At 62.6% G+C, this 23,983-nt stretch carries 30 protein-coding genes and 1 pseudogene; 14 read left to right on the forward strand and 17 right to left on the reverse strand.

From position 1 onward, the window contains the following. Positions 1–78 precede the first annotated feature (78 nt). On the reverse strand, positions 79–453 hold the full coding sequence (locus LCM4573_RS26155) for a helix-turn-helix domain-containing protein (protein ID WP_071009508.1): 375 nt from the start codon (positions 451–453) through the stop codon (positions 79–81). Positions 454–616: 163 nt separating this feature from the next. Between LCM4573_RS26155 and LCM4573_RS26160 the strand changes: the two genes are divergently transcribed. From LCM4573_RS26160 to corA, 3 genes are all read left to right on the forward strand, one after another. Continuing rightward, a complete protein-coding gene (locus LCM4573_RS26160; RefSeq protein WP_071009509.1) occupies positions 617–1,498 on the forward strand; it encodes an alpha/beta fold hydrolase in 882 nt (293 codons plus the stop codon). A 152-nt stretch (positions 1,499–1,650) separates the two neighbouring features. Continuing rightward, a complete protein-coding gene (locus LCM4573_RS26165; protein WP_071009510.1) occupies positions 1,651–2,043 on the forward strand; it encodes a hypothetical protein in 393 nt (130 codons plus the stop codon). Positions 2,044–2,338: 295 nt separating this feature from the next. Further along, positions 2,339–3,316, forward strand: a complete 978-nt coding sequence (gene corA / locus LCM4573_RS26170; protein WP_071009600.1) for a magnesium/cobalt transporter CorA — start codon at positions 2,339–2,341, stop codon at positions 3,314–3,316. Positions 3,317–3,384: 68 nt separating this feature from the next. Here corA and LCM4573_RS26175 read toward each other — a convergent pair whose 3' ends face one another. The 4 genes from LCM4573_RS26175 to LCM4573_RS26190 all read right to left on the reverse strand — a co-directional run bounded on the left by LCM4573_RS26175 (position 3,385) and on the right by LCM4573_RS26190 (position 8,256). Next, positions 3,385–4,689, reverse strand: coding sequence for a hypothetical protein (locus tag LCM4573_RS26175; protein WP_071009511.1), 1,305 nt, complete (start codon positions 4,687–4,689; stop codon positions 3,385–3,387). Positions 4,690–5,027: 338 nt separating this feature from the next. Further along, positions 5,028–5,855: an aldo/keto reductase gene (locus tag LCM4573_RS26180; protein ID WP_071009512.1), complete on the reverse strand. Its 828-nt coding sequence runs from the start codon at positions 5,853–5,855 to the stop codon at positions 5,028–5,030. A 106-nt stretch (positions 5,856–5,961) separates the two neighbouring features. Then, positions 5,962–6,999, reverse strand: a complete 1,038-nt coding sequence (locus tag LCM4573_RS26185) for an aldo/keto reductase (protein WP_071009513.1) — start codon at positions 6,997–6,999, stop codon at positions 5,962–5,964. A 75-nt stretch (positions 7,000–7,074) separates the two neighbouring features. After that, positions 7,075–8,256, reverse strand: coding sequence for an MFS transporter (locus tag LCM4573_RS26190; RefSeq protein WP_071009514.1), 1,182 nt, complete (start codon positions 8,254–8,256; stop codon positions 7,075–7,077). A gap of 453 nt (positions 8,257–8,709) precedes the next feature. On the opposite strand from LCM4573_RS26190, the gene LCM4573_RS26195 reads away from it, so the two are divergent. Both LCM4573_RS26195 and LCM4573_RS26200 read left to right on the forward strand, forming a co-directional pair. Next, the gene (locus tag LCM4573_RS26195) at positions 8,710–9,603 is read left to right on the forward strand and encodes a LysR family transcriptional regulator (protein WP_071009515.1); all 894 of its coding nucleotides are present in this window, start codon (positions 8,710–8,712) and stop codon (positions 9,601–9,603) included. An 8-nt stretch (positions 9,604–9,611) separates the two neighbouring features. After that, positions 9,612–10,022, forward strand: coding sequence for a hypothetical protein (locus LCM4573_RS26200; protein ID WP_157895539.1), 411 nt, complete (start codon positions 9,612–9,614; stop codon positions 10,020–10,022). Positions 10,023–10,024: 2 nt separating this feature from the next. Here LCM4573_RS26200 and LCM4573_RS26205 read toward each other — a convergent pair whose 3' ends face one another. Next, positions 10,025–10,684 (reverse strand): glutathione S-transferase family protein, encoded by a 660-nt coding sequence (locus LCM4573_RS26205; RefSeq protein WP_071009517.1) that lies wholly within the window; start codon positions 10,682–10,684, stop codon positions 10,025–10,027. Positions 10,685–10,825: 141 nt separating this feature from the next. Between LCM4573_RS26205 and LCM4573_RS26210 the strand changes: the two genes are divergently transcribed. Both LCM4573_RS26210 and LCM4573_RS28175 read left to right on the forward strand, forming a co-directional pair. Further along, positions 10,826–11,734 carry an alpha/beta fold hydrolase gene (locus LCM4573_RS26210; RefSeq protein WP_071009518.1) on the forward strand — a complete coding sequence of 303 codons (909 nt, stop codon included), beginning with the start codon at positions 10,826–10,828 and terminating at the stop codon, positions 11,732–11,734. Positions 11,735–11,798: 64 nt separating this feature from the next. Beyond that, positions 11,799–11,939 (forward strand): hypothetical protein, encoded by a 141-nt coding sequence (locus LCM4573_RS28175; RefSeq protein WP_157895540.1) that lies wholly within the window; start codon positions 11,799–11,801, stop codon positions 11,937–11,939. Positions 11,940–11,963: 24 nt separating this feature from the next. On the opposite strand, the gene tam is transcribed toward LCM4573_RS28175, so the two are convergent. Then, positions 11,964–12,734, reverse strand: coding sequence for a trans-aconitate 2-methyltransferase (gene tam, locus LCM4573_RS26215; protein ID WP_071009519.1), 771 nt, complete (start codon positions 12,732–12,734; stop codon positions 11,964–11,966). A 169-nt stretch (positions 12,735–12,903) separates the two neighbouring features. Here tam and LCM4573_RS26220 point away from each other — a divergent pair, with 169 nt between their 5' ends. Further along, a complete protein-coding gene (locus LCM4573_RS26220; protein WP_071009601.1) occupies positions 12,904–13,785 on the forward strand; it encodes a branched-chain amino acid aminotransferase in 882 nt (293 codons plus the stop codon). A 45-nt stretch (positions 13,786–13,830) separates the two neighbouring features. On the opposite strand, the pseudogene LCM4573_RS27600 reads toward LCM4573_RS26220, so the two are convergent. The 5 genes and pseudogenes from LCM4573_RS27600 to LCM4573_RS26245 form a co-directional block, all read right to left on the reverse strand. Next, positions 13,831–14,117: pseudogene (locus LCM4573_RS27600) on the reverse strand (type II toxin-antitoxin system RelE/ParE family toxin). A 5-nt stretch (positions 14,118–14,122) separates the two neighbouring features. Further along, positions 14,123–14,359 (reverse strand): ribbon-helix-helix protein, CopG family, encoded by a 237-nt coding sequence (locus LCM4573_RS26230; protein WP_071009602.1) that lies wholly within the window; start codon positions 14,357–14,359, stop codon positions 14,123–14,125. Positions 14,360–14,404: 45 nt separating this feature from the next. Continuing rightward, complete coding sequence (locus LCM4573_RS26235) at positions 14,405–14,662, reverse strand: YdeI/OmpD-associated family protein (RefSeq protein ID WP_071009521.1); 258 nt, start codon at positions 14,660–14,662, stop codon at positions 14,405–14,407. Between the two features lie 12 nt (positions 14,663–14,674). Further along, positions 14,675–15,418 carry a sulfite exporter TauE/SafE family protein gene (locus tag LCM4573_RS26240; protein WP_407071768.1) on the reverse strand — a complete coding sequence of 248 codons (744 nt, stop codon included), beginning with the start codon at positions 15,416–15,418 and terminating at the stop codon, positions 14,675–14,677. A 109-nt stretch (positions 15,419–15,527) separates the two neighbouring features. Next, the gene (locus LCM4573_RS26245) at positions 15,528–15,848 is read right to left on the reverse strand and encodes a hypothetical protein (protein ID WP_071009522.1); all 321 of its coding nucleotides are present in this window, start codon (positions 15,846–15,848) and stop codon (positions 15,528–15,530) included. Positions 15,849–16,035: 187 nt separating this feature from the next. On the opposite strand from LCM4573_RS26245, the gene LCM4573_RS26250 reads away from it, so the two are divergent. After that, positions 16,036–16,638: a superoxide dismutase gene (locus LCM4573_RS26250; RefSeq protein WP_071009523.1), complete on the forward strand. Its 603-nt coding sequence runs from the start codon at positions 16,036–16,038 to the stop codon at positions 16,636–16,638. Positions 16,639–16,777: 139 nt separating this feature from the next. Here LCM4573_RS26250 and LCM4573_RS26255 read toward each other — a convergent pair whose 3' ends face one another. Beyond that, positions 16,778–17,476, reverse strand: a complete 699-nt coding sequence (locus tag LCM4573_RS26255) for a YafY family protein (protein WP_071009524.1) — start codon at positions 17,474–17,476, stop codon at positions 16,778–16,780. A 131-nt stretch (positions 17,477–17,607) separates the two neighbouring features. On the opposite strand from LCM4573_RS26255, the gene LCM4573_RS26260 reads away from it, so the two are divergent. From LCM4573_RS26260 to LCM4573_RS26275, 4 genes are all read left to right on the forward strand, one after another. Next, on the forward strand, positions 17,608–18,252 hold the full coding sequence (locus LCM4573_RS26260; protein WP_071009525.1) for a LysE family translocator: 645 nt from the start codon (positions 17,608–17,610) through the stop codon (positions 18,250–18,252). Positions 18,253–18,393: 141 nt separating this feature from the next. Then, positions 18,394–18,834 carry a cytochrome c gene (locus LCM4573_RS26265; RefSeq protein ID WP_071009526.1) on the forward strand — a complete coding sequence of 147 codons (441 nt, stop codon included), beginning with the start codon at positions 18,394–18,396 and terminating at the stop codon, positions 18,832–18,834. Positions 18,835–18,907: 73 nt separating this feature from the next. Next, positions 18,908–19,822: a cytochrome c gene (locus LCM4573_RS26270; RefSeq protein WP_071009527.1), complete on the forward strand. Its 915-nt coding sequence runs from the start codon at positions 18,908–18,910 to the stop codon at positions 19,820–19,822. 74 nt (positions 19,823–19,896) lie between these two features. Further along, entirely contained in the window at positions 19,897–20,874 is a 978-nt protein-coding gene (locus tag LCM4573_RS26275; protein ID WP_071009528.1) for a cation diffusion facilitator family transporter, read from the forward strand. 10 nt (positions 20,875–20,884) lie between these two features. Here the strand turns inward: LCM4573_RS26275 and LCM4573_RS26280 are convergent, their stop codons facing one another. From LCM4573_RS26280 to LCM4573_RS26290, 3 genes are all read right to left on the reverse strand, one after another. Beyond that, positions 20,885–21,373 (reverse strand): GNAT family N-acetyltransferase, encoded by a 489-nt coding sequence (locus LCM4573_RS26280; RefSeq protein WP_071009604.1) that lies wholly within the window; start codon positions 21,371–21,373, stop codon positions 20,885–20,887. 195 nt (positions 21,374–21,568) lie between these two features. Then, positions 21,569–22,015 carry a hypothetical protein gene (locus tag LCM4573_RS26285; RefSeq protein ID WP_071009529.1) on the reverse strand — a complete coding sequence of 149 codons (447 nt, stop codon included), beginning with the start codon at positions 22,013–22,015 and terminating at the stop codon, positions 21,569–21,571. A 4-nt stretch (positions 22,016–22,019) separates the two neighbouring features. Then, positions 22,020–22,514 (reverse strand): DUF6152 family protein, encoded by a 495-nt coding sequence (locus tag LCM4573_RS26290; RefSeq protein ID WP_071009530.1) that lies wholly within the window; start codon positions 22,512–22,514, stop codon positions 22,020–22,022. 98 nt (positions 22,515–22,612) lie between these two features. On the opposite strand from LCM4573_RS26290, the gene LCM4573_RS26295 reads away from it, so the two are divergent. After that, the gene (locus LCM4573_RS26295) at positions 22,613–23,527 is read left to right on the forward strand and encodes a LysR family transcriptional regulator (protein ID WP_071009531.1); all 915 of its coding nucleotides are present in this window, start codon (positions 22,613–22,615) and stop codon (positions 23,525–23,527) included. 20 nt (positions 23,528–23,547) lie between these two features. Here the strand turns inward: LCM4573_RS26295 and LCM4573_RS26300 are convergent, their stop codons facing one another. Then, positions 23,548–23,961, reverse strand: coding sequence for a helix-turn-helix domain-containing protein (locus LCM4573_RS26300; protein ID WP_071009532.1), 414 nt, complete (start codon positions 23,959–23,961; stop codon positions 23,548–23,550). Positions 23,962–23,983: the final 22 nt, after the last annotated feature.

Here is a 23,983-nt window from a genome sequence, read left to right on the forward strand (position 1 = left end):
AGGAGGTTAGTTATAGGGTGCGTCGGGAAAAGCGGCAACGGCAAGTGCAACGGTTGGTTACTCCTTCCACTGTGCGGTTCACCGGGCAGGCTTTCTATTGTCATAGGCCTCCTGCGCCCGCTCGATCTCGTGCAGATGGTCGATCGCCCAGTCATAGGCCGCTCCGAGCGGGGCTTGCAGGGTGCGCCCGAGTTCCGTGATCGAGTATTCGACCGCGACCGGCGAAGTGGGAAATACTTTCCGGTCGATCAGCCCGTTGCGCTCCAGACGCCRCAGGGCCTGCGTCAGCGCCTTGTGCGTCACGCCTTCCAGCCTCCGCCTGAATTCGTTGAAGCGCGTCGGCTTCTCGGTGAGGACGGTGAGGATCATCACCGACCATTTGTTGGCGACCTGATCGAAGAAAGAGCGCGCGGCGCAGTCCGCAAAGAACACCGCATCAACCTGGCCCGTCATCCCGGTATCCTTCCGTATATCTAGGCACTCAAAAGTGCATTCTTGATCCTAGATATACGATGGATATCTATTCTGCAACGCGCAGGAGATCAGGATTGCCGACAACCGGCCACGCCCCTGCGAGGCAACCGAACACGAAGCTTTGCAAATGACAGAGGATAAAATGGAAACGAGATTCTCCCGGCGAAGCCTGCTGAAATTCGCCGGCGCCACAGCCGTTGCGACCACAGCTTTCAAGGGCGCGCCTGTGGCAGCAGCGCCTGCGGCACCGGCGGCGAAGCTCTTCTATACCGAGGCCGGCACCGGCAGGAACGTGATGCTCCTGCACGGCTGGACCTGCGATTCCAATGATTGGATCGGGCAGTTTCCATTGTTCGAAAGCAGGTACCGGGTCGTCGCGCCCGATCTGCGGGGGCATGGAAAATCGGAGGTCATGCCATCGGGCGCCTATACGCCTGCCGATTACGTCGCGGATATCGAAACCCTCATCTCGACCAGATATCCGGGCGAGAAGTTCGTCATCGTCGGGCACTCGATGGGCGGCCAGATCGCCGCCCGCCTGGCAGCCAAGCGACCGGATCTGGTCAGTGCCGTCGTGTCCGTCGATGGGGCGCTCGGTTTCGGCAATGACGCAGTGCAGCTGTTCGACAAGACCGTCCGTGATCTTTACACCGGCGATCCGGGCATCGTGGTCCCGGCTCTGTTCCAGCTCGTCTATGATGTCAAGACCGATCCGGCATTCAAGCGCTGGCACGCGAGGCGCGTCCAGGGCATGCCGAACCACGTCGTGCGGGAATCCTTCGGTCCGCTTTTCTTCGGAGCGGACCAGGTCGGCGTCGGAGAGGCGAGTGCAAAATTCTGCCGGCGGCTGACGGTGCCCGTCTATCACCTGTGCCGCGATCCCGCCCAGGCAAACCGCATGCGGCCATGGTTCTCGCACCCGAAATCGAAAGTCGATCCATGGTCCAATGCAGGCCACTGGATCATGYAGGACCGCCGGGAGGACGCAAACGCGGCGATCACCGCCTGGATCGATGCGCTTTAGGAATCGTGGCCGGCGATACGCCAGTCACCGATATGCCGCTCACAGATTCGACGGGCGCGGATTTGCGCCTATATTTACGTCTCCCCACTGGCTTGGTGGCCGGACAGTGTGTATTACTTTGACGTCAACGTCAGATTTCGAGGAGAATCTTTATGAACGAGCTGGTTACCCGCGTTGCTGAAAATGTCGGCATCGCTCCCGATGTCGCCGAAAAGGCGGTCGGCATGATGCTCGGTTTCCTGCAGCGCGAGGCCGATGACGGCGCGGTCGCCAGGATGATCGAAGCGATCCCAGGCGCGACGGAACTGGTCGCCCAGTTCAAYGGCGAAGGCTCGAACGGCGGCGGCCTGCTCGGCGGTCTGATGTCGGCGATCGGCGGCGGCGGCGTGATGGGCCTCGGCCAGCAGCTGATGAGCCAGGGCCTCGGCATGGGCGAGATCACTTCGCTTGCCAAGGAAACCATTGCCGTTGCCCGCGAACATGCCGGCGATGAGGTCGTGGACACCGTGGTTTCTTCCGTTCCGGGCCTTTCCCAATTCGTGTGATGCCGCGCCGCCTGTGCGGTGCAAAAAGTATTTGACTTCCTTGCGCTTTGGGCGCATCCGTTCGCTCAGCGCCGCCCGTCCGGGCGTCGCTGTTTCAAAGGAAAAGAGAGATGAACCTCGACAGTCGAAGTTCGACGTCAACATACCGACCCGTCCTTTCGGGGCTCTGATCCTTTTTTGAGGATACGCGCTCCTGAAGGACCGATGGTCCGAGAAAGGAGCTGTCATGCTGCGTATCCATGCCTATGACCTCGACCGCCTTGTGCCGGTCGTTTCCGATACGCCCGCCGTCGCCATGGCGCCCGCAACTGCCGGAGCCGCGGTCGCGCTCGACCTGAATGCCCAGGCACAGCCGCCCGTCGTCTGGTACGACCTCATCAATCCCACCCAGGAGGAAGAGCGCACCGTCGGCGAGCGCCTCGGCATCACCGTGCCGACCATGGACGAGATGGAGGACATCGAGCTTTCCGCCCGGCTCTACCAGGAGGATGGCGCCGAGTTCATGACGATGACGGTCCTGACCCGGCCGGATGCCGAGGCGCCGCGCAAGGTGCCCGTCACCTTTATCATAAAGGGCCAGACGCTGGTCACCGTGCGCTATTCGGAGCCGCGGCCGTTCGACGCCTTCCTTGCACGCGCCCGTCGCGGCAACGGCGCCAGCCTCCATTGCGGCAATGGCGAACTCATCATGGCCGGGCTGATCGAAGCGGTGATCGACCGCATGGCCGATACGCTCGAGCGGCTCGGCAACGATATCGACCAGATTTCCCAGGAGGTCTTCAGCGCCAAGGCTGCCAAGGTCAACAAGAAGACGCGGGACCTTCAGGAACTGATCCGGGAGATCGGTCAGGCGGGTGAGTTCCTGACGGTCGTTCGCGAAAGCCTGGTCAGCGTCTCGCGCGTCGTGGCCTATTACAGCGCGCTGGAYGGTGTTGACCGCAAGCTGGCCAAGGAGCTCCGCCAGCGCCTGAAGCTTCTGCAGCGGGATGCGACCTCGCTCGGCGATCACTCGGCCTTCCTGTCGAGCAAGATCAATTTCCTGCTGGATGCCACGCTGGGGCTGATCAATCTCGAGCAGAACCAGATCATTAAGATCTTCTCGGTTGCCGCCGTGGTCTTCCTGCCGCCAACCCTGGTCGCCTCGGTTTATGGCATGAACTTCGATGTCATGCCGGAGCTGAGATGGCAGTACGGCTATCCGATGGCGATTGCCATGATGATCGTTTCGATGATCCTGCCCTATCTCTATTTCAAGAGAAAGGGCTGGCTGTAGTCACGATGGAAGGGGCGAGACACGGGGCTCGCCCCTGAGGACCAAAGTTCGGGGCGGGGTGATTGTAACTACTGCCCCGACGCCTCCGGTTCGTAGTCCATGATGAACCGGCAGGGCTCGTTGCCGTAACGGGCGCTTGCGGCCTGGCACGCCTCGGCGATCGATGCGGAGCTTGGTTTCTCACCCTTGTCGATCCAGTCCACCATGGCGGCGAAGACTGCTGTATATTGCGGCGTCGAAAGCTTGCTGTGCTGGTTTTCGTCGGTGAAGGTCTGGACGAGCAGATCGGCATTCCCGGCCTTCGCCACCGTCTCGCGATATTGGGCCTCCAGCTCCACGAAAGCGGTCGGATCATTCCTGGCATGCATGGAAATCGTCGGGGCGACGATCGCGCCCGTCAGGTCCGCGTCATAGGCGAGCAGCCGCCGCGCTTCCGCATCGGCGCTGAACCGCTCCACACCCTTGTTGAGGGCCGCATCGTCATCCGAGCCGGAATAGACGGTGTTCGAATTGTCGAACGGATTCTTGCCGTCAAGTCGCCGCCATACGATGTCCTGGAAGAGATTGGTCGCCCAGGCGAGATGCCCCACGAGACTGCCCTCCGGCACCTTGGTGACGGCGAGGATGTGGGCGAGGTTTTTCGCCTGTTCCGGCGAGCGCTTGTCCTTGTCGAGGGAAAGGCCGGTGCATTCGTCAACACGCTTTTCAAGCTCGGCACGCGCCATCTTCTCGCCCTTCGGCAAGCCCCGCCATACGGGATATTGCACTTCCTCCGGCCGCGGATGGTTCTTGCAGTAATACTGGTAGACGGCGCGAAGATCGGCCCGGAAGCCATAGGAGCCGGTGCCGCCGCCGAGCACGCCGCTCGTCAGCACCACGCCGTCGTAATTCCTTTTGCCGTCGGCATCGAGCGCATAGAGTTCGGCCGCCTTGGCGGCGACATTGGCACCCCAGGATTGGCCGTGCAGCAGGGTCAGCCTTGGTTCGCCGAGCAGCTTTTCGGCAATCTTGCGGACATTTTCGGTGTCTTCCGCCGCCATTCGCACTCCATAGCCTTCCCGGCGATAATTGGAGCCGGCCCAGGCATAGCCCTCCTCGACGGTGACGGCGAACCGTTCCAGATCTTCGACGGGATCATCCGGTTCGGGTTTGGCGGTGCGCGGTCCGCCATGCGAGTGCACGACGAGGATGCCGTTCCAGTTCCGGGGCTTGGCGATCCAGTAGAAGGCGCCGTTCTGATCGGCGCCCGCAAAGCATTCGGTCCCCTCCGGAAGCTCTTCCGGGCAATCCTTCTTTTCCTGCCCAAGGGCCGGCAATGCCGCAGACAGGGACATGACGGCGGCGAAAGCCACCGAGGCCAATAGATGCTTCATGGAAAACTCCTCCTTCTCCACCACGAGGAGGCTATTCCGGTGTGTTTGCGGGAGGCAACCGCAGTAAGGGGCCAGATTGCGCGCCGGATGCGATTCCGCACCTGCGAATGTTCCGCATTCTGCCCAACCGGGCGCCGAGGATGGGTGGGAAACTACCCATCGGCGGCGGAGGGCAAAGCGCCCCAAGGGATCAGGACGGCTGCGGCTGGCTCTCACCTTCCCCCTTGAGGGGGGAGGTCGCCGCAGAGCGGCGGGTGGGGGTGACCGTTTGTTGGATAAATGGTCACCCCCACCCCGAACCTTCGGTTCGACCCTCCCCCTCAAGGGGAGGGTGGTCATTAGTTGTCCCATTCCGGCGCCAGATGGCCGGGGTTGACGATGCGGCCGTCGGGACGGGCGAGTTCGTGGATCGCCTGCATCTCCTTTTCCGTCAGCGAGAAATCGAAGATGTCGAAATTCTCCGGAAGCCGGCTTTCCGTGGCCGTCTTGGAAAGGGCGATAACGTCCTTCTGCTGCACAGCCCAGCGCAGCGCTACCTGGGCCGCCGTCTTGCCGTGCCGCGAGCCGATCTCCTTCAGCACTTCGTCCTGCGGCACCTTGCCGTCCGCCATCAGATAATAGGCGGTAATGGAGATGCYGTCCTTGCGCGCCGCGGCGATGACCTTGGATTGGTCGAGATAGGGATGGTATTCGATCTGATTGTTGGCAATCGGCGCGTCGGAAAGTTTCACGGCTTCCGCCATCAGGGCGGTGTTGAAGTTGGAGACGCCGATATGGCGCACCTTGCCGGCTTGTCTCACCTCGTTCAGCGCGCCGATGCGCTCGGCCAGCGGCACTTCGCTCTTTGGCCAGTGGAGAAGGAGCAGGTCCACGTGGTCGGTCTGAAGCTTCTTCAGGCTCTCATCGACGGAGGCGATGAAGTCCTTGTGGCGGTATTTGTCGACCMAGACCTTGGTGGTGAGAAAGATGTCGGCACGTGGGATGCCCGACTTGGCGATCACTTCGCCCACTTCCGCCTCGTTGCCGTAGATCTGCGCGGTATCCACATGGCGGAAGCCGAGTTCGAGCGCCTTGGGCAGGACGCGCAGGACGTCAGGGCCCGGCATGCGGAAGGTGCCGAAGCCGAGAGCGGGGATATTGGCGCCATTGGCGCTGACGACGTGCATGATAGTCTCCTTGGCTAAAGAATGTCCGCCCGGAGAGGGCGGAGGAAAGGGGCCCTTTCTACATGGGCCGATTCCATGACGGATCAACCGTCATGTCGTGTGCCGGTCAGCCGGCAAGTGGCGGGTCGAGGCGTGCAAAGCCCTCCTGCCGCCGATAGGGGAAATGCGGATAGGGCGCGGTGACCGYGCTTGCCGTATCGAGCTTTTCGATCTGTCCCTTGCTCAGCGCCCAGCCGACGGCGCCGAGGTTCTGCCGAAGCTGTTCCTCGTTGCGGGCGCCGATGATGACGGAGGATACGGTCGGCCGCTGGAGAAGCCAGTTGATCGCCACCTGCGGCACCGTCTTGCCGGTCTCTGCGGCGACCTCTTCCAGGGCATCGACCACCCGATAAAGCAGTTCGTCCTCCACCGGCGGACCGAAGCTCGCGGTTTCGTGCAGACGGCTGCCCGCCGGGATCGGCTTTTCCCGGCTGATCTTGCCGGTGAGCCGCCCCCAGCCGAGCGGGCTCCAGACGAGCGCGCCGAGGCCCTGGTCCTTGCCGAGCGGCATCAGGTCCCATTCGTAATCGCGGCCGACCAGCGAATAATAGACCTGGTTCGCGACATAGCGCGTCCAGCCGTGCTTCTCGGCGGCGGCGAGCGATTTCATGATCTGCCAGCCGGAGAAGTTCGAGACACCGATATAGCGAAGCTTGCCGTCGGCCACGAGCCGGTCGAGCGTCGAGACGACTTCCTCGACGGGCGTGGAGGCATCGAAGGCGTGAAGCTGGAAGATGTCGATATGGCCGGTTCCGAGCCGCCTCAAGGCATCCTCGACCGAGCGGATCAGCCGCGAGCGGGAGGAACCCCAGTCGTTCGGCCCTTCGCCCATCGGCAGGCTCGCCTTGGTGGAGATGAGCACCGCATCGCGCCGGCCCTTGATCGCCTGGCCGAGCACCTCTTCCGAAGCGCCGTTCGAATAGACGTCCGCCGTGTCGAACAGGTTGACGCCGGCTTCGAGGCAGATGTCGACCAGGCGGCGGGCCTCCTCGACATCGGTCGTGCCCCAATTGCCGAAGAGCGGGCCGGAGCCGCCGAACGTGCCGGCGCCGAAGCTTAAGACCGGCACTTTCAGGCCGGATGCTCCAAGAGATCTGTATTCCATAACGGGCTCCATGGGAGGGTTTGTGTAAGCGGAAAGGGCGGGCGAGCCCCGCCCCATCTCATTATTCCTGGTGCATCATTCCGCCGGGCTTGCCTGCAGGGCAGGGCGTGAGCCATCCAGCCGGATCGCGATCAGCGCCACCGCAAGGGCGGCGATCGGCACCAGGCCGGCGACGAGCGTAACCGAGCCGAGGCCAAGCCCGCTGTCGATGATGACGCCGCCGAGCCATGCGCCGATAGCGTTGCCGAGATTGAAGGCGGCGATGTTGAAGGAGGAGGCCAGTCCCTGGCCGGCACCTTCCGCCTTTTCCAGTACCCACATCTGCAGCGGCGAGACGGTGGCGAAGGCGGCTGCCCCGAAGAGGCCGATCGCAATCACCGCGGCGACCTGCTGGTGGATGGCGAAGGTCAGTACGAGCAGGGCGACCGAAAGGGCGATCAGACTGCCGATGACGGTGGGCACCAGCTTGCGGTCCGCCAGACGTCCGCCGAGCAGGTTGCCGACCACGAGCCCGCCGCCGAAGACCAGCAGGATGGGCGAGACGGCGGATTCAGAGAACCCGGTGATCTCGGTCAGGATCGGCGCGATATAGGTGAAGCCGGCGAACACGCCCACCCAGGAGAGCACGGTGGTCAAGAGGCCGAGCAGCACGGAGCGGCGCCCGAGCACGGCAAGCACGCCCTGCGAGCTTTCTTCCTGCTGCTCGGCGGCATTGTCCTTGGGAACCAGGAGAGCGATCACAGCAAGCGCGATGACGCCGATTGCGGTGACGGCCCAGAAGGTCGAGCGCCAGCCGAATGCCTGGCCGAGCCAGGTGCCGAACGGCACGCCGAGAATATTGGCGACGGTAAGCCCGGTGAACATGATGGCGATGGCCGAAGCCTTCTTGTTGGGCGCGACGAGGCTGGTTGCGACGACGGAGCCGACGCCGAAGAAGGAGGCGTGCGCGAAGGCGGTGAGCACGCGCGCTGCCATCAGCGTCCAGTAGTCGGGCGCCAGCGCACAGGCGAGGTTGYCGATGGTGAAGACCACCATCAGGCTCATCAGCAGGGTCTTGCGCGACCATTTGCCGGTGATCGCACCGAGAAGCGGTGCGCCGACGACGACGCCCAGCGCATAGCCGGAGATCAGGAGGCCGGCTGCCGGGATCGAGACGCCGAGGTCGTTGCTGACGTCGATGAGCAGGCCCATGATGACGAATTCGGTGACGCCGATCCCGAAGGCCCCGGCCGTCAGGGCATAGAGAGCGAGTGGCATGGTTGTGTTCCTAATCCTTGGGAGGAGGGCAGGGTTGCATCTGAATTCCCCCTCACCCCGCCTCCGCTTCGCTCGGCGACCCTCTCCCCGAGGGGAGAGGAAGGAACGGAAGGGCTGCGGCATCTTACCTTCTCCCTAAGGGGGAGAAGGTGGTCCGAAGGACCGGATGAGAGGGGCCTTCTTTGCAACCGCAATATCGTCGCGCGGCACTTGCCTGTGTAGCGGCACAAGCGGATAATCATTTGTGAAGTGAAGTCACAGCTGATGCAGGTTTGCCCCTCACCCTAACCCTCTCCCCGCACGCGGGGAGAGGGGACGTGCTCTGCGACAGGGTCGTGGCAGAACGGTGCGTCATATCCCTTCTCCCTGTCATAACGGGGAGAAGGTGGCGGCAGCCGGATGAGGGGCATTCCGTAGAAAGCAACTGAAGAGCAGCCTGTAGAGGTAAGAACGATGGACAATCGCGTCGGTGAAATGGAAGTCTTCACGCTCGCGGCGGAGCTCAGGAGTTTTTCGGCCGCAGGGCGGAAACTCAAGCTCTCGCCCTCGGCGGTGAGCAAGCTCGTCACCCGGCTCGAGAACCGGCTGGGCACGCGCCTTGTCGTACGCTCCACCCGCACGCTGCAGCTGACGCCGGAGGGGGAGACCTATCTGGCGCGCGCCCAGYGCATCCTCGCCGAGATCGCCGATACGGAGGCGGTGGTTTCGGGCGGAGGGCGCATGCTTCCGCGCGGGCCGCTCTCCGTCAACGCCTCGGTCGGCTTCGGGGAGCGCTACATCCTGCCGCTGACGGGTGAATTCCTGGCGCTCTTTCCGGATGTCCAGCTCGACGTCACGCTGACCGACGATATCGTAGACGTGATCGGCGAGCGGGTGGATATCGCCATCCGCCACGGGCCCATGCGCGATTCGTCCCTGATGGCGAAAAAGCTGGCCGAAAGCAGCCAGGTGATCATGGCCTCGCCGGAATACCTGAAAAGGCACGGCACGCCGAAGACGCCGGACGAACTCATCCATCACAATTGCATCAACTTCAATTTTAGAAGAGCCGTCGAAGGATGGCCTTTTCGTGATCCGGTGACGGGCAGGGCGGAGGTCCGCCCGGTAGCGGGAAGCCTGAAGGCAAGCAGCGGCTCGATCATTCGCCAGTTCTGCCTTGCCGGGCTCGGGATCGGCCGTGTCGGGCGTTTCCATGTGGAGCCGGACCTTGAGGCAGGGCGCCTTGTCCCTGTGCTGGAGGATTATAATCCGGGCGACATGGAGGAGATGCACGCCGTCTATGCCGGTCACGAGCATCTCGCCGTGCGCATCCGCGCCTTCATCGAGTTCCTGGCGGAGCGGCTCTGATGGCGAACGTGGCAAACCTGCCGCAATCATGCCATGGTTTGGACAATTTCTTCCACAAATTCATGGGCATGGAGAATCTGATCATGTCCGAACGATTTAATGACGTCCTCGCCCGCATTCGGGCCGACGTGAATGCCGCAACCGCCGACCTGCCGCATCTCACGATACCGATGGAAGATTTGCGGCTGCTGATCCAGAATTTGGAAACCCTCCATTCGGAAAGGGAGGAGCTGCGCCGCAAGATTGATCAGCACAATGATGTCATCGAGGCGGTGGCGGTCTTCATCGAAGCCTACCGTGAAAAATACCGCAACTATTCGAGCGGCGGCGTGCGTCCCAGCGCGGTCCTGCGCCGGGAAGTGCGGATGATATGGGCCGCGATGAACGGCCATGCGGTGGCGACCGACAGCAGTTTCTGAGCCTAGTCCCGGTCGGGCGCGCCGAGCGGAAAGAGCGGCCGGTAGGGCCGTGCTTCGTCGACCGCCCGCGCAAACGAGGGACGGGCGAGCAGCCGGTTACGATAGGCCCGCACATTGGCGAACCGGCTGTCGATTTCATGCGTCCAATCGGCATAGAAGAGGAAGGGCGCGGCGGCGCAATCGGCGAGGCTGAAGCCGTCCCCCGCCGCCCATTCTCGGGCTCCCATGCGCTGGTCCAGCCAGCCATAGGCGGCCTCCAGCATCTCTCGCGCGTCCTCATCTCCATAAGGATCCCGCTTGTCCTCGGGGCGGATCGCATTGAAGACGATCCTTTGCTGAGGGCTGGCAATATAGTTGTCGAAGAAGCGGTCGAGCATCCTGACTTCCAGCGCCAGATCGGGATCGTCGGGGATCAGCCGCACCGGCCCCGGATAATGCTGCTGCAGGTACTCGATGATGATGGACGCCTCAAAGACATTCCTGCCTTTATCCTTCAGGATCGGAAAGCGCTTGACCGGCCAGATCGCGCAAAGCTCCTCGTAGGCCGAGGGATCCTCCGGGCTCAGCATGCGGTATTCGAAAGCGATATCGTTCTCGTAGAAGGCAATGAGCGCTTTCTGGCAATAGGAAGAGAACGGGTGGGCGTAGAGCATCGGGCGCATGGCAAACCTCCAAACCAGTTTCGTTTTGAAATCAGTATTGATTAACTGATCCTGTTTTGCAATCAGTTATTTTCTTCTTGGATCGATTCAGRCACCTTCGCGGTTTTGAGGGCTTATTCTCAACGCCCACGGAGAAAGCTCATGCAAGCGACGGCCGCGCATCTCGAGGAGAAACGGGTTCGCCATAAATGGCTCGATCTCGACGGCATGAACATATTCTACCGTGAAGCGGGAGCGGAGGATGCTCCCGTGCTGCTTCTGCTGCACGGCTATCCCTGTTCTTCCTATGAGTTCCGGGAATTGATGCCGGCGCTTGCCGATCGCTGGCGGCTTCTGGCGCCGGATTTCCCGGGCTGTGGGTATAGCGATGCGCCGGACGGTTTTCCTTATGATTTCGACGGCTATGCCGAATTCCTCGATGCTTTTACCCGAAAGCTCGGAGCGAACCGTTTCGCCATCTACCTGCACGATTTCGGCTCGCAGATCGGGCTGAGGCTGGCAATCCGGCATCCTGAACGTATCGCAGCCGTCATTATCCAGAACGGGGATATCTWCGAGGACGCGCTGGGGCCGAAATATGAAGGTCTCAAGAAATATTGGCGCAATCCGACGCCGGAAGGACGCGAGAAGATTGCCGCCGCCGTGAGCGAGGAAGGGTTCAGGGAAGAGTTTTTGAACGAGGTGGATGTCGATGTCGCCGAGCAAATATCTCCCGATCTCTGGCAGCTCCACTGGTCGCTGATGGACGAGAAACGCCGGCAGATTGCGATCGACGTCATCTCCGGCTTGCGGGAGAACGTCGCGTGGTTCCCGCGTTATCAGTCCTATCTTCGGGAACACCGGCCGCCGGCGCTCATCGTCTGGGGGCCGCGCGACGGCTATATGCCGGAGATATCCGCCCGCGCCTACCTTCGCGACCTGCCGGAGGCCGAGCTTCATCTCTTCGAGACCGGCGGCCATTGGCTCTTGGAAACCCATCTGGAAGAGGTCGTTCCGCTGATGCGCGATTTCCTCGGTCGGGTTCTGCCGGCGGCTTCCATGCGCGGTTGAGGGGCGAGTGGCATGGAACCTTTTCGTTGCAGGCGGGTTRCTCTCCCCGCGCAATGGAGGAGCCATGATGCGATTTATCATGCCGGGGATTTTCGTGTTGCTGGTCGCTCTCGTCCTCAGCATCCTCGTCCTGCGGTCACCGAAGGACGAGCCGGCCAATGGCGAGCTCACCAGCAGCGCCGAAGCCGGCGCGGATGCCCGTTAGCGACCGTTCGCAATTGTTGTTGGTTCAGGCTTTCACGGCGATGATGAAGAGGCGGGGAAAGCGTAGCAATACCCGCCCGTCCGCCATCGGCGGATAGGCACGCGCGATGCGGGCGGCGTAATCCGCCGTGAAGGCCTGCGCATGTTCCGGGCCGGCGGCATCAAGATAGGGCCTGAGCCCGGTGGCCTTGATCCATTCGACGATCGCCGCCGCATCGGCGAGCGGATGATAATAGACGGTGTGCCAGAGATCGATGCGTGCCGCCTTGGGCATCAGCCGGTCGTAATAGGTGGATGGCGCAGGCAGGGGTTTGCGCTTTATCCTGCCGCCTTCGAAAGCCGGTGCCCAGGGTCCGGCCGCTCCCGTTTCCTCCATCAGCGTATGGCTGGGTTCGGAAAGGTTGTCCGGCATCTGCACGGCAAGCACGCCGTCAGGCCGCAGATGGTCCATCAGTCTGGCCAGCACCGAAAGGTGATCCGGCACCCATTGGAACACCGCGTTCGCATAGAGCAGATCCGCCGGTTCCTCCGGCGTCCATGTGGCGAGATCGGCCTTGATGAAACGGCCTTCGGGTAGCCGCTCGGCTGCCGCGGCCAGCATGTTGTCGTCGCTGTCGAGGCCGATGACACTGGCCGCGCCGAAACGCTCGGCGAGCAGTTCGGTGGAATTGGCTGGCCCGCAGCCGAGATCATAGGCGCGGCTTGCCGAACCGAGCGGCACCCGTGCCAAGAGATCGCGCGCCGGYCGCGTCCGCTCGTCCTCGAATTTCACGTATTGCTCCGCAGACCAGGCCATTGTGCGACTCCGTGACATTGCGATGGCGTGGAACATGCCACTCCTTGCATCAGTGCTCCATGGTCGGATTTATCAATTTTTGTGATGATCCATCTTCAATTATCGCTTGACCTGCGCGCAGGGCCGGGCCTTCACTCGCCGCGAAATTTTAAGAATGAAGGAGACCCTCATGCCCGTCGATACCAAGCCCCGCAGCGCCACCTGGACCTTCGTGGATGGCGAGTGGCACTCGGGCAATCCGCCGCTGATCGGCCCCACCTCGCACGCCATGTGGCTCGGCTCGACGGTGTTCGACGGCGCCCGCTGGTTCGATGGGATCGCCCCGGATCTCGACCTGCACTGCCAGCGCATCAACCGCTCGGCGATCAACATGGGCCTGAAGCCGGTCGTTCCGGCCGAAGACATCGAGGCTCTCGCCTGGGAAGGCGTGAAGAAGTTCGACGGCAAGACGGCCATCTACATCAAGCCGATGTATTGGGCCGAGCACGGCACCTCCTACAGCGTCGTGGCCGCCGACCCGGAATCCACCCGGTTCGCGCTTTGCCTGTTCGAGGCGCCGATGAATTCGGCGAAGGCCGGTTCGCTGACTGTTTCGCCCTTCCGCCGCCCCTCGCCGGAAGTGGCGATGACCGGCGCCAAGACCGGCAGCCTCTATCCGAACAGCGGCCGCATGATCACCGAGGCCCGCTCGCGCGGTTTCGACAACGCGCTCGCACGCGACATGAACGGCAACGTGGCCGAGACCGCCTCTTCTAACGTCTTCATGGTCAAGGACGGGGTGGTCTTTACGCCGTTCGCCAACGGCACCTTCCTCGCCGGCATCACACGTGCCCGGACGATGGGTCTTCTGCGCCAGGCAGGCTTCGACGTGCGCGAGGCGACCTTGACGGTGCAGGATTTCATGGAGGCCGACGAGGTCTTCACGTCCGGAAACTATTCCAAGATCGTCGCCGTCAACCGGCTGGACGACCGCGAGTTCCAAGAAGGCCCGGTCGCCCGCAAGGCGCTGGAGCTTTATATGGATTGGGCGCGCTCGACCCGGAACGCCTAAGTTTGAGAGGAGGGCGGCGCTATGGAGCGTCGTCCTCTTCGCACTCTAAACTTCGTCCGGCCATTCGCGAGCGCCATGCTGGACGAAGAGGACTTCGACCTGCGTGTCTGTCACGCGATAGGCGACGATGTATGGCGTACCAGGGAGAACGAGTTCTCGTGTGCCTTTGATCTCGCCGTGACGCCCCAGGAAAGGATTGGCGGAAAGAAGCCTTGGGTTTTTGAATGAATCTCGTTGACGATCTTGCCTGCGGCGCGCGGATTGCGTTCGCCAATATAGTCGCCGATATGGGCAAGCTCTTGCAGATAGCGCCTGGTCCAGACGATCCGCACTGGAATCAGCCTTGCACGAATTTGTTCAGCACTGTGGCGATTTCTTCGTCATTGGCGAAGTCACCGTTGTCGGCAGCCTCTACCCCAGCCTGAACACCTGCTATCCATCGCTCTTGCCAAGCCAGCGAACGCCCGTGCGATAGCGCGTCCTCGATGATCTGGCCCCGAGTAAGGTTGGATCGTGCCACGAGCACATCGATGCGGCGGCTGAGGTCTTCCGGAATGTCGATGTCATTACTCATACGAATATCCTGCCACAACGGATTGGCTGACGATAGTCGTCTTCCTCACTCTCTGCCCGTTGGGCCACTGTACTTCATCTTCATATAGGCATTGCCGGCTTTGAGTTCGTCCAGCATCTGGCGAATGCGTTTTTCCCGGGTTTGCTCCCGTTTCGCCTGCGCGATCCAGCCGAGATAATCGTTGCGCTGGTAGGCGGGGCGGGCGTCGTAGGTCGCCTCGAGCCCTTCCGCTCTTAGTCGCCCGGCAATCTCCGGAGGCATGGGGTTCAGCGGACGCTTCAGCGTGTCCCGGTCCGATTTCATGGCGGTATCTCCTCAGGCGAGCCTCACGGCCGCGGTGCCGATGATGATGAGGGAAACGGCGATCATCAAGGGTTTCACCGGCACGCGCTTGACGATGAGCGCTCCGAAGGGCGCTGCCAGCACGCCGCCGATGATGAGGCCGATCGCCGAGGAAAGCTCCGACCAGCCGAGCGCCAGGATGAAGGTGAGCGAAATGACGAATGTCACGCCGAACTCGGTCAGATTGGTGGAGCCGATCACCTTCTTGGCATCGTGGCCGCGACCGAGCAGCGTGCTAGTCACGATCGGTCCCCATCCTCCGCCGCCCATCGCGTCGAGCAGGCCGCCGCCGGCGCCTACATAGGGCACGATCCAGTCGCGCACGTCGCGCGGCCATTGCGGCCGGAACGCTTTGTAGAGGATGAAGAGCCCGACGGCGATGAGATAGGCCGAAACGAAGGGCTCGATCGCTTCGCCGTCGATGTTGGAAAGCAGGTAGGCGCCGATGGCGCCGCCGATCATGCCCGCCGGTGCCAGCCGTGCCACGAGCCGCCAGTCGACATTGCGGTGATAGGCATGCGAAATGCCCGATGCCGCTGTGGTGAAGCATTCCGTCACATGAGTCATGGCGCTCGCGACGGCAGGCGGCACCCCGATCGTCAGCAGGCTTGTCGTGGAAAGTACGCCGAAGGCGAGGCCGAGCGCGCCATCGACGATCTGCGCGAAAAAGCCGATCAGCACGAAAATCAGGAAGTCCGTGGTCACGAAGTCGAGCATCGGGGCCGTTCTCCTGGCTAGATCGTGGTTCAACCTGGGTTCCAGCCGGAAGTAATTCGTGATCGGAAGAAAAGGTTCCGCGCCGGAGGATGTCCGGCGCGGGCCTAGATCAGTCCGGCAACTCCACCACGACCCGGTCTTCACCGAGTTCGCTGCCGAGTTCGACCGCTTGCGTCTGCTTGTCCATGACGCAGATATGGCTGATGCGGGCGTCGGCGCCCACCGCCTTGCCGGTGACGATCGCAAGCCCGAAGCGCTCGCTGCCGAAGGGATCGACCACCGCTTCCGGGTTCTCGATCATGCCGCTTGCAGCGGCGAGGCATTTCTCCTCCACCGTCTTTTCGAACTCGGCCCAGGCCTCGCCAGAAGATGCGTTGGCGGTCTGCGCGGAAACCAGGATGAGAAGGGAGAGCGGCAGAGCGGTCTTCATGGGAGGCCTCGCGAATCATTTAAATCAGAGGTTCCAACAACACCGGAAATCCAGCAAGTCTTTGACGCCGACAGGCCGATTTTTGGCAAGATTGCCGTTGCCTCCGGCCATGTCCGCACCTATGTTCCGCCACGAGCCCGTTCCCGCACGAGCCGTTCCTAGGTGTTTGCCGAAAAGGAGTAAGACAATGGCCTTTGAACTTCCTGAACTTCCCTACGATTACGAAGCGCTTTCGCCCTATATGTCGAAGGAAACGCTGGAATTTCACCACGACAAGCACCACAAGGCCTATGTCGATAACGGCAACAAGCTCGCGGCCGAGGCCGGCATGGCCGATCTTTCGGTCGAGGAAGTCGTGAAGAAGTCCTTCGGCACCAATCAGGGCCTCTTCAACAATGCTGCCCAGCACTACAACCACATCCATTTCTGGAAGTGGATGAAGAAGGGCGGCRGCGGCAACAAGCTGCCGGGCAAGCTGGAGAGCGCGATCACCTCCGATCTCGGCGGCTATGACAAGTTCAAGGCCGATTTCCTCGCCGCCGGCGCCACGCAGTTCGGTTCCGGCTGGGCCTGGCTCTCCGTCAAGGACGGCAAGCTTGCCATCTCCAAGACCCCGAACGGCGAAAACCCGCTAGTGCATGGCGCGGAACCGATCCTCGGCGTCGACGTGTGGGAGCACTCCTATTACATCGACTACCGCAATGCCCGCCCGAAGTACCTCGAAGCCTTCGTGGATAACCTCATCAACTGGGATTACGTCCTGGAGCGCTACGAAGCGGCCACGAAGTAATCTGGGCTATTTGCCTTTCGCAGCACCCGGCGTCGCAAGACGCCGGGTGCTTTCGTTCGGGCCCTCTCGTCCGCTTGAATCCGCCCGAGGACTTGGCTGTTGAGAGATAGCGCCACGGCCTGAAAAGGGGGGTGGCACACTAGCCCGCAGCCCCGGATCCTGTCTGCCATCCTTCCACCCAGAGCTGCCTCAGCTTCTCGCCTTCACCGCTGAAGAACTCCTCCACCGGTTCGCAATGCTCCACGCGATCCGCCCGGAAATTGCGGATCGCCTGCCTGAGTTCGCACCACGCGACGATATTGGCGGTTGCCGAATAATAGATGAGCGCGATCGGCCGGATCGTCCTTTCCGTCGCGCGTCCCAGCTCGTCGCGATAATCGAGGGCAAGCTTCTGCTCGTCGCGGATCGACCGGCGCACCAGGGCAAGATCGATGGCCTCCGGTGCCGGCGCCGCCGTGCCCCAGGCATGCAGGGCGTTGTCGGAAAAGATGCGCGCGAGCGGCTCCGGCACGGCCGCGGCGATCTTGCGGTTCACCTGCTTTGCCGCCTGCTTCAGCCCGGTATCGCCGGTGCGCTCAAGCAGCGCCAGCGAAAGCACGATCGCTTCCGTTTCCTCGATCGACAGCATCAGCGGCGGCAGCGTGAAGCCCGGCCGGAGAATGTAGCCGATGCCGCGCTCGCCCTCGATCGGCACCCGCATGGCCTGAAGCGCTGCGATATCGCGATAGATGGAGCGCACCGTCACCTCGAGCTGGCCGGCGATTTCGGCGCCCGTCACCGGTCTGCGGGCAAGCCGGAGGATCTGGATGATCTCGAACAGCCGGGAAGCCTTGCGCATGTTTCTTCTCCGCGATGGCCAAGGCTCCTGACAATACGCTGTCAGTTGGTCACGTCTATATCGCCGCATATCCGATTGAAAAACAAGGCGCCCATTTCCGGAGGGCGCCGCGGCACCCAAGGCTAACTGACATGACCTATGCGGAAAACCTCTGGCTCTTCTTCATCCTGCTCTTCGGCATCATCGTCGTGCCGGGCATGGACATGATCTTCGTGCTCGCGAATTCGCTCACACGCGGACGAACTGCCGGCCTGGCCGCGACCGGGGGCATCATGGCGGGCGGGCTCGTCCATTCGTTGTACGGCGCGCTTGGCGTTGGTCTGCTGGCGAGCCTCATGCCGAGACTTTTCACGCCGCTGCTCATCATGGGCGCAGCCTATATGGCCTGGATCGGCGTGAGCTTGATGAAGAGCGCCATCGTCGTGGAAGGGGTCGAAACGGCCGATGCCCGCTCCAATTGGGAGGYGTTCCGGCGCGGCGCCGTCACTTGCTTGATGAATCCCAAGGCCTACCTCTTCATGCTCGCGGTCTATCCGCAATTCCTTCGGCCGGATTTTGGGCCGCTGGCGCCGCAGGCGGCAGTCATGGCGGCGATGACGGCGGCAACGCAGCTTGCCGTTTATGGCGGGCTTGCCGCGGCCGCCGGCAAGGCGCGGGAATTCCTGGTCGGCAACGGCGGCGTCACCGTCTGGCTCGGCCGCGTGGCAGGGCTCCTGCTGGTGGTGGTCTCGCTGATCACGCTGTGGGAGGGGCTTGTCGCTTCCGGCGCATTCTGACCGAATCTTACTTTTACAACCTTGTTTTACAACACTTATCACCGGTTTGTTACTTCTATCTCCGATCCGGAACCGGCATCTTGCCCGCGTCGAACAATCGCTCGCCGGCTCGTGCCGGTTACCAACCATGGAGAGTTCCGCATGAGGTTCAAAGCTGCCGCAATCACGGCGACCGCACTCTGTCTTGGCTTCGCCGCCGTCGCCATTGCGCAGGAAACCCCGCAGGCAAAGCGCGAACAGCTCATGAAGCAGGTCGGCGGCGCCATGGCGACGCTCGGCGGCATCGCGAAGGGCGAAAAGCCCTATGACGAGGCTGCTGTACGCACGGCGCTTACCGCCGTCAGCACCAATCTCAAGGCCTTCCCGGATCAGTTCCCGGCGGGCTCCGAAGTCGATTCGGCCGCAGCTCCGGCCATCTGGCAGAACACGGAGGACTTCCGCTCCAAGGCGCTCGCGCTCGCGGAAAAGGCGGATACGGCGCTCGCCTCCTTCCCCGCCGATCAGGCCGGCGTCGGGGCCGCCATGCAGAGCCTCGGCTCGAGCTGCGGCGATTGCCACCAGACCTACCGCCTGAAGCGTTGATCCACCGGCTTGAGGAATTGCGGCCGCGACCTGTTTGCGGCCGCTGCCATGTATGCGAAGCGGGAGAGGAATGATGGCTGCAAGATGGACCAAGCTCCTCGTTGCCGGCGCGGCGATCGTCGTCGCGGGTGCGGCCGCGGCTTGGGCGCTCACCAGGCCCGATCCCCATCCGGATAGCTATTGGGCGAACCTCGGAGAGCCGGATCTCGCCCGCGGAGAGAACCTTTTCTGGGCGGGCGGCTGCGCAGGCTGCCATGCGGCGCCGGATGCAACGGGCGATGCGCTGAAGGTGATGTCGGGCGGTAGGGCGCTTCCCACCGGCTTCGGCACATTCCATGTGCCCAACATCTCACCCGATCCGACCGCCGGCATCGGCCGCTGGACGCTCGCCGATTTCGGCAATGCCATGACCCGCGGCGTCGGCAGGAACGGCGAGCATCTTTTTCCGTCCTTCCCCTACGGCTCCTATGCCCGCATGAGCCCGCAGGATATCAACGATCTCTTCGGATATCTGAGGACGCTGCCCGCGAGCAGCTATGTCGCGCTGCCGCACGAACTGCGTTTTCCCTACAATATCCGGCTTGCGCTCGGCGTCTGGAAATACCGCTATTTCAACGATGAGCCCCGCGTGGAGCTGGCCTCTACGGACGAGAAGCTGAGGCGCGGCCAGTTCCTGGTCGAGGGGCCGGGCCATTGCGGCGAATGCCATACGCCTCGCGATGCCATGGGCGGTTTCCTTAATGGCCAATGGCTGGCAGGCGGACCGAATCCGGAAGGCGAGGGGCGCATTCCCAACATCACGCCCGGTGGCCAGGATGTCGGCTCCTGGAGCGAGAGCGACCTCGTGAACTATTTCCAGACGGGCTTCACGCCGGAATATGATTCCGTCGGCGGCTCGATGGCCGACGTGCAGCGAAACCTCGCGCATCTGCCGCAACAGGATCTGGAAGCCATCGCCGCCTATCTGAAAGCCGTTCCGTCACGTTGATCGGCCGGCAGGCCTGGTGGAACGAAGTCCGCAACCTTACGTTTTCGCTCCCGTATGGGCGGAGAAGCGTCACGATGAGCCATAGCCACCAGCATCACCATCACGCCGCGGCCGAAGGTGGCGACAAGCGGATGATCGGGGCAATCGCGGTCAACATGCTTTTGACGGTCGCCCAGATCGTCGGTGGCGTCGTCTCGGGAAGCCTTTCGCTGATTGCCGATGCGCTTCACAATTTCAGCGATGCGGCCTCGCTGGTCATTGCATTTGCCGCCCGCAAGATCGCGCGTCGTCCGTCCGACGAGGACATGACCTTCGGATATGTGCGGGCGGAAATCGTCGCTGCGCTCATCAACTACACGACGCTGATCGTGATCGGCCTCTATCTCGTCTACGAAGCGGTGATGCGCTTCATCACGCCCGAGCCTATCGAGGGCTGGATCGTGGTGGTCATCGCCGCCGTCGCGCTCGTCATCGATCTCGTGACCGCCCTCCTGACCTACGCGCTTTCGAAGGAARGCATGAACATCCGCGCCGCCTTCCTGCACAATATCGCGGACGCATTGGGTTCCGTGGGCGTCATCTTCGCCGGAACGCTCATCATTCTCTATGACTGGCGGATCATCGATCCGATCGTCACGCTGCTGATCGCGGCCTATATCCTCTGGCAGGCCTTTGCAGAGATCGGCGGCTCGATCCGCATGCTGATGCTCGGCACGCCTTCCGGCATCGATATCCAGGCCCTCGTTCGGGCGCTCGGCGCGGAGCCGGGCGTCGCGAGCGTTCATCATGTCCATGTCTTCGCGATCGACGAGCGGTACACGGCCATGGAGGCGCATGTCGTGCTGGCCGAAGGCTTCGAGGCGAGCTCAGACGACGTCAAGGCACGGTTGAAGGCGTTGGCGCGCGAAAAATTCGGTATCGGCCATTCGACCCTGGAAATGGAGCGGCCGGATGCGTGCTGCCGGGGCGAGGAGGCCCGCACCATCGGCCATTCGGTCGGCGCTGCGCGCGATGCCGGGAATGCCGGACGGCACCACGCGCACAGCCATTAGCTCCCGCCCCTCATGCCAATGCCTGCATATAGCGCATGCCGGTCACCGGACGCGGCACGAAATCCATGAATTCGTAGAAGCGGTGGGCGGCGAGATTGCCGGTCGCGGCACTGACGGAAAGGTAGTCGCAGCCGGCGTTCCTGGCGATTTCGCGGGCGCGGGAGACGAGGTGCTGRCCGGTGCCGTGGCCGCGATGCCCGTCGCGCACGAAGAGATGATGCAGATCCATGCCGCGCTTGCCTTCCTGGGCTCTGTAGAGCGGCACGAGGATGGCATAGCCGATGAGCTGCAAACCGGTATCGGCGACGAGTGCGGTGATCCACGGCATCTCGCCAAAGAGGTCGCGTTCCAGCTTTTCCGGGGTGATCTCGACCTTGTCGTTGTGGTGAGCGGCCAAAAGCCCGATCATCTCGTTGAGCTGCGGCAGGTCGCGCGGCTTGGCGGCGCGGATCGTCACCACCGGCGGGCGGGGAAGTGTGGCTTCGGTGTCTTCGGTCATTTTCGGCATCCTTTTCCGGTTTGTCGCCGTCAGGTGCCGTTTCATACAACAAAGCCGCCTGACGGCGGCCTGTTGACAATGATGATCTGTCGGCCGCCCTTTAAAGGAAGGCCCAAAAATACGAGCAGGAAATGATGTTGCGCGTCTTGATCATGCCGGTGTGATGCTCTCAATCGTGCTGCTTGTCAAGCGGCTTCATCCGAAGGCGAGCATCCTTCCCACGAAGATGATCGAGAGCCAGAGCCCAAGGGAGGCGAGCCCGCCGACGGTTTCAGCCGCACGTCGAATGCCTGTTCCATGGAGCGCGTGGAAGAGCGCCGCATTGGCGCCGGCAACCAGGATCAGCAGAAGCTTCAGGCGGAAGAACGGGCTTGCCAGATATTCCCTGGCCGCCGGCGCAAAGAGCAGGAAGCCGCTTGCCGCGGCAAGGCAGAACCCGCGTAGCGCGAGCGGCACGAGCGCCCGCCGTACCGCATCCTTGTCCAGTCCTCTCAAAAGGCCGAGAAGCCGCAGGTCGACTATGGCGATGGAGCCGAACAGCAGGCCGATGCCGAGGAGATGCAGCCAGCTCACGATTGGGTAAGCCCAGGCGGATCGCCTGAGCGCTACCACGAAATCGAGATTTTCGAGCGCGGCGAACATCCGGTCATCCTCGCGGCTGGCCGCTGCAGCCCGCCGGCAGGGCAACCGATTGCTGGCGCACGCCGACGCCGTCGAGAACGATCAGGGCAGGTCGCGCCACGCCTTCTTCCTCGCAGGCGGGAAACGCGATGGCGGTGATGACGTCGCCTGGCTGCGGCTCGCGGGGCATTCCCCAGGCCTCCAGCCGGTTGATGGGCGCAAGGTCGAGCGTCCATTCCACACCGGCCTCCGCGGGGGAAGTGCGCCCGAGCGTCTGCTCGAAACCGAGCGCCGCGAGCTCCGCCGGCACCGGCAGGCTGCTCCAGTTGGAGGGAAGGGCGGCCGTCTCGTTCCGCAGCGTGATCTCCGGATGCGGATTGCGCCATGAGACCGAGGCAATGCGGCCGGAAAGATAGATCGGGCGAGCGGTGTCGTAGTAACCCCAGCCGTGGTGCGCTGAAACGGGCGGGACGCCGCCAAGCGCGATGGCAACCAGGATCACAAGCAGTCTCAGTTTCATCGAAAACCTCCTTCACGATTGGTGGAAAGGAGGTAGACGGCGACAATCGATGCATCAATTATGCATTCCTGTCTTGTTCGATGCCATTGGTGATATGAATGGATTTCCAGCAGATCAGGAATTTTCTGGCGCTCGCCGAGACCCTGCATTTCGGCAGGGCCGCCAGGGCGGCAGGGCTTGCGCAACCGCATCTCAGCCGTTCCATCGCCAGGCTTGAGGAAGAGCTGGACGTCCGCCTTTTCGAGCGCACCAGCCGGCGCGTCGAGCTGACCGGCGCGGGTGCAGCCTTTCGAGAAGAGGCGCTTGCCATCCTGAACGCGGAGGAGCGCGCGCGGCAGCTTGCAAGGGCCGCGGCCGAAAATGCGGGCGGGCGGCTGCGCGTGGCATTCGTGTCGGCCGCGCTCTATCATCTCCTTCCGGCGGCCATCCGTCAGCTTCGTGAGATCGGGCCGGAAATTGCCTTTGACCTTCGGGAGGCGACGACCAACGAGCAGGTCGAGCTCATCGCCGCGGGAAAGATCGATCTCGGCCTCGGTCATCCGCCGGTGGAAGAACGGCCGCGCCTCGCCGTGGAAATCCTCTCGCGCGACCGTTTCGATGCCGTGCTGCCCTCGGATCATCCGCTTGCGGGCAGGGAAAAGCTTGGCTTTACAGAACTCGCGGCCGAGCCGATGGTGCTGTTTCCCGAGGCACAGGGGCCGGCGCTCTATGCGGCAATCCGCGACCAGTGCCGGCTGGCCGGTCATCCCTTGAATGTCGCGGCCGCGGTGCCGCGCCTTCACGGACAGCTCTCGCTGATTGCCGCGGGGCTCGGGATCGGTCTTGCTTCAACGCATTCAAGAGGGCTTCAGCTGCAGGGCACGGTGCGCCGCCCGATCGATCCCTATCCCGCCTCGCTTGGGCTGAGCCTCGCCGCCCTTTTCGACCCACGCAACCGTTTGCCGGCGCTGCGCAAGGCGATGGWGGTGCTGAAGGAGATGGACCGTCCGACTAACCCGAATGCTCACAGCTAGACGCTCCCTGACGGGTCGCGTCAATGCTCCCCGTCGCATAGCCCATGGTCCGAAAGCGCCCGGATCACGTAGCAATCCTCGATCGAATGGCCGTCACAATGGGAGATGATGCGCTCGAGCTCGTGCTCCAGCCTCTGGAGCTTGGCGATCTTTTCGCGCACGGCGACAAGGTGATCGGCGGCGATCTTGTCGGCATCCGCGCAGGGCATTTCGGGATGCCGGCTGAGCGCGATCAGTTCGCGGATCGCCGGAATATCGAGTCCGAGGTCGCGGGCATGGCGGATGAAGGCCAGCCGTTCGAGGTCCGTCTTCTCGTAGCGCCTCTGGTTGCCCTCGGATCGTTCGGCGGCACCCATCAGTCCCATCTGCTCGTAATAGCGGATGGTCGGCACCTTTACGCCGGTGCGTTTCGAAAGATCGCCGATAGACAACATTTTCTTTTTTTCCTCTTGAACC

It is taken from the genome of Rhizobium sp. LCM 4573, from assembly GCF_001854865.1.
Classification (GTDB): Bacteria; Pseudomonadota; Alphaproteobacteria; order Rhizobiales; family Rhizobiaceae; genus Neorhizobium.

Coding starts and splice junctions, on each gene's coding strand:
- LCM4573_RS26175 (WP_071009511.1), bottom strand. CDS start 4,689: ATGAAGCATCTATTGGCCTCGGTGGCTTTCGCCGCCGTCATGTCCCTG.
- LCM4573_RS26205 (WP_071009517.1), bottom strand. CDS start 10,684: ATGCGCCCGATGCTCTACGCCCACCCGTTCTCTTCCTATTGCCAGAAA.
- LCM4573_RS28175 (WP_157895540.1), top strand. CDS start 11,799: ATGATGCGATTTATCATGCCGGGGATTTTCGTGTTGCTGGTCGCTCTC.
- LCM4573_RS26220 (WP_071009601.1), top strand. CDS start 12,904: ATGCCCGTCGATACCAAGCCCCGCAGCGCCACCTGGACCTTCGTGGAT.
- LCM4573_RS26230 (WP_071009602.1), bottom strand. CDS start 14,359: ATGAGTAATGACATCGACATTCCGGAAGACCTCAGCCGCCGCATCGAT.
- LCM4573_RS26235 (WP_071009521.1), bottom strand. CDS start 14,662: ATGAAATCGGACCGGGACACGCTGAAGCGTCCGCTGAACCCCATGCCT.
- LCM4573_RS26240 (WP_407071768.1), bottom strand. CDS start 15,418: ATGCTCGACTTCGTGACCACGGACTTCCTGATTTTCGTGCTGATCGGC.
- LCM4573_RS26245 (WP_071009522.1), bottom strand. CDS start 15,848: ATGAAGACCGCTCTGCCGCTCTCCCTTCTCATCCTGGTTTCCGCGCAG.
- LCM4573_RS26255 (WP_071009524.1), bottom strand. CDS start 17,476: ATGCGCAAGGCTTCCCGGCTGTTCGAGATCATCCAGATCCTCCGGCTT.
- LCM4573_RS26265 (WP_071009526.1), top strand. CDS start 18,394: ATGAGGTTCAAAGCTGCCGCAATCACGGCGACCGCACTCTGTCTTGGC.
- LCM4573_RS26270 (WP_071009527.1), top strand. CDS start 18,908: ATGGCTGCAAGATGGACCAAGCTCCTCGTTGCCGGCGCGGCGATCGTC.
- LCM4573_RS26285 (WP_071009529.1), bottom strand. CDS start 22,015: ATGTTCGCCGCGCTCGAAAATCTCGATTTCGTGGTAGCGCTCAGGCGA.
- LCM4573_RS26290 (WP_071009530.1), bottom strand. CDS start 22,514: ATGAAACTGAGACTGCTTGTGATCCTGGTTGCCATCGCGCTTGGCGGC.
- LCM4573_RS26300 (WP_071009532.1), bottom strand. CDS start 23,961: ATGTTGTCTATCGGCGATCTTTCGAAACGCACCGGCGTAAAGGTGCCG.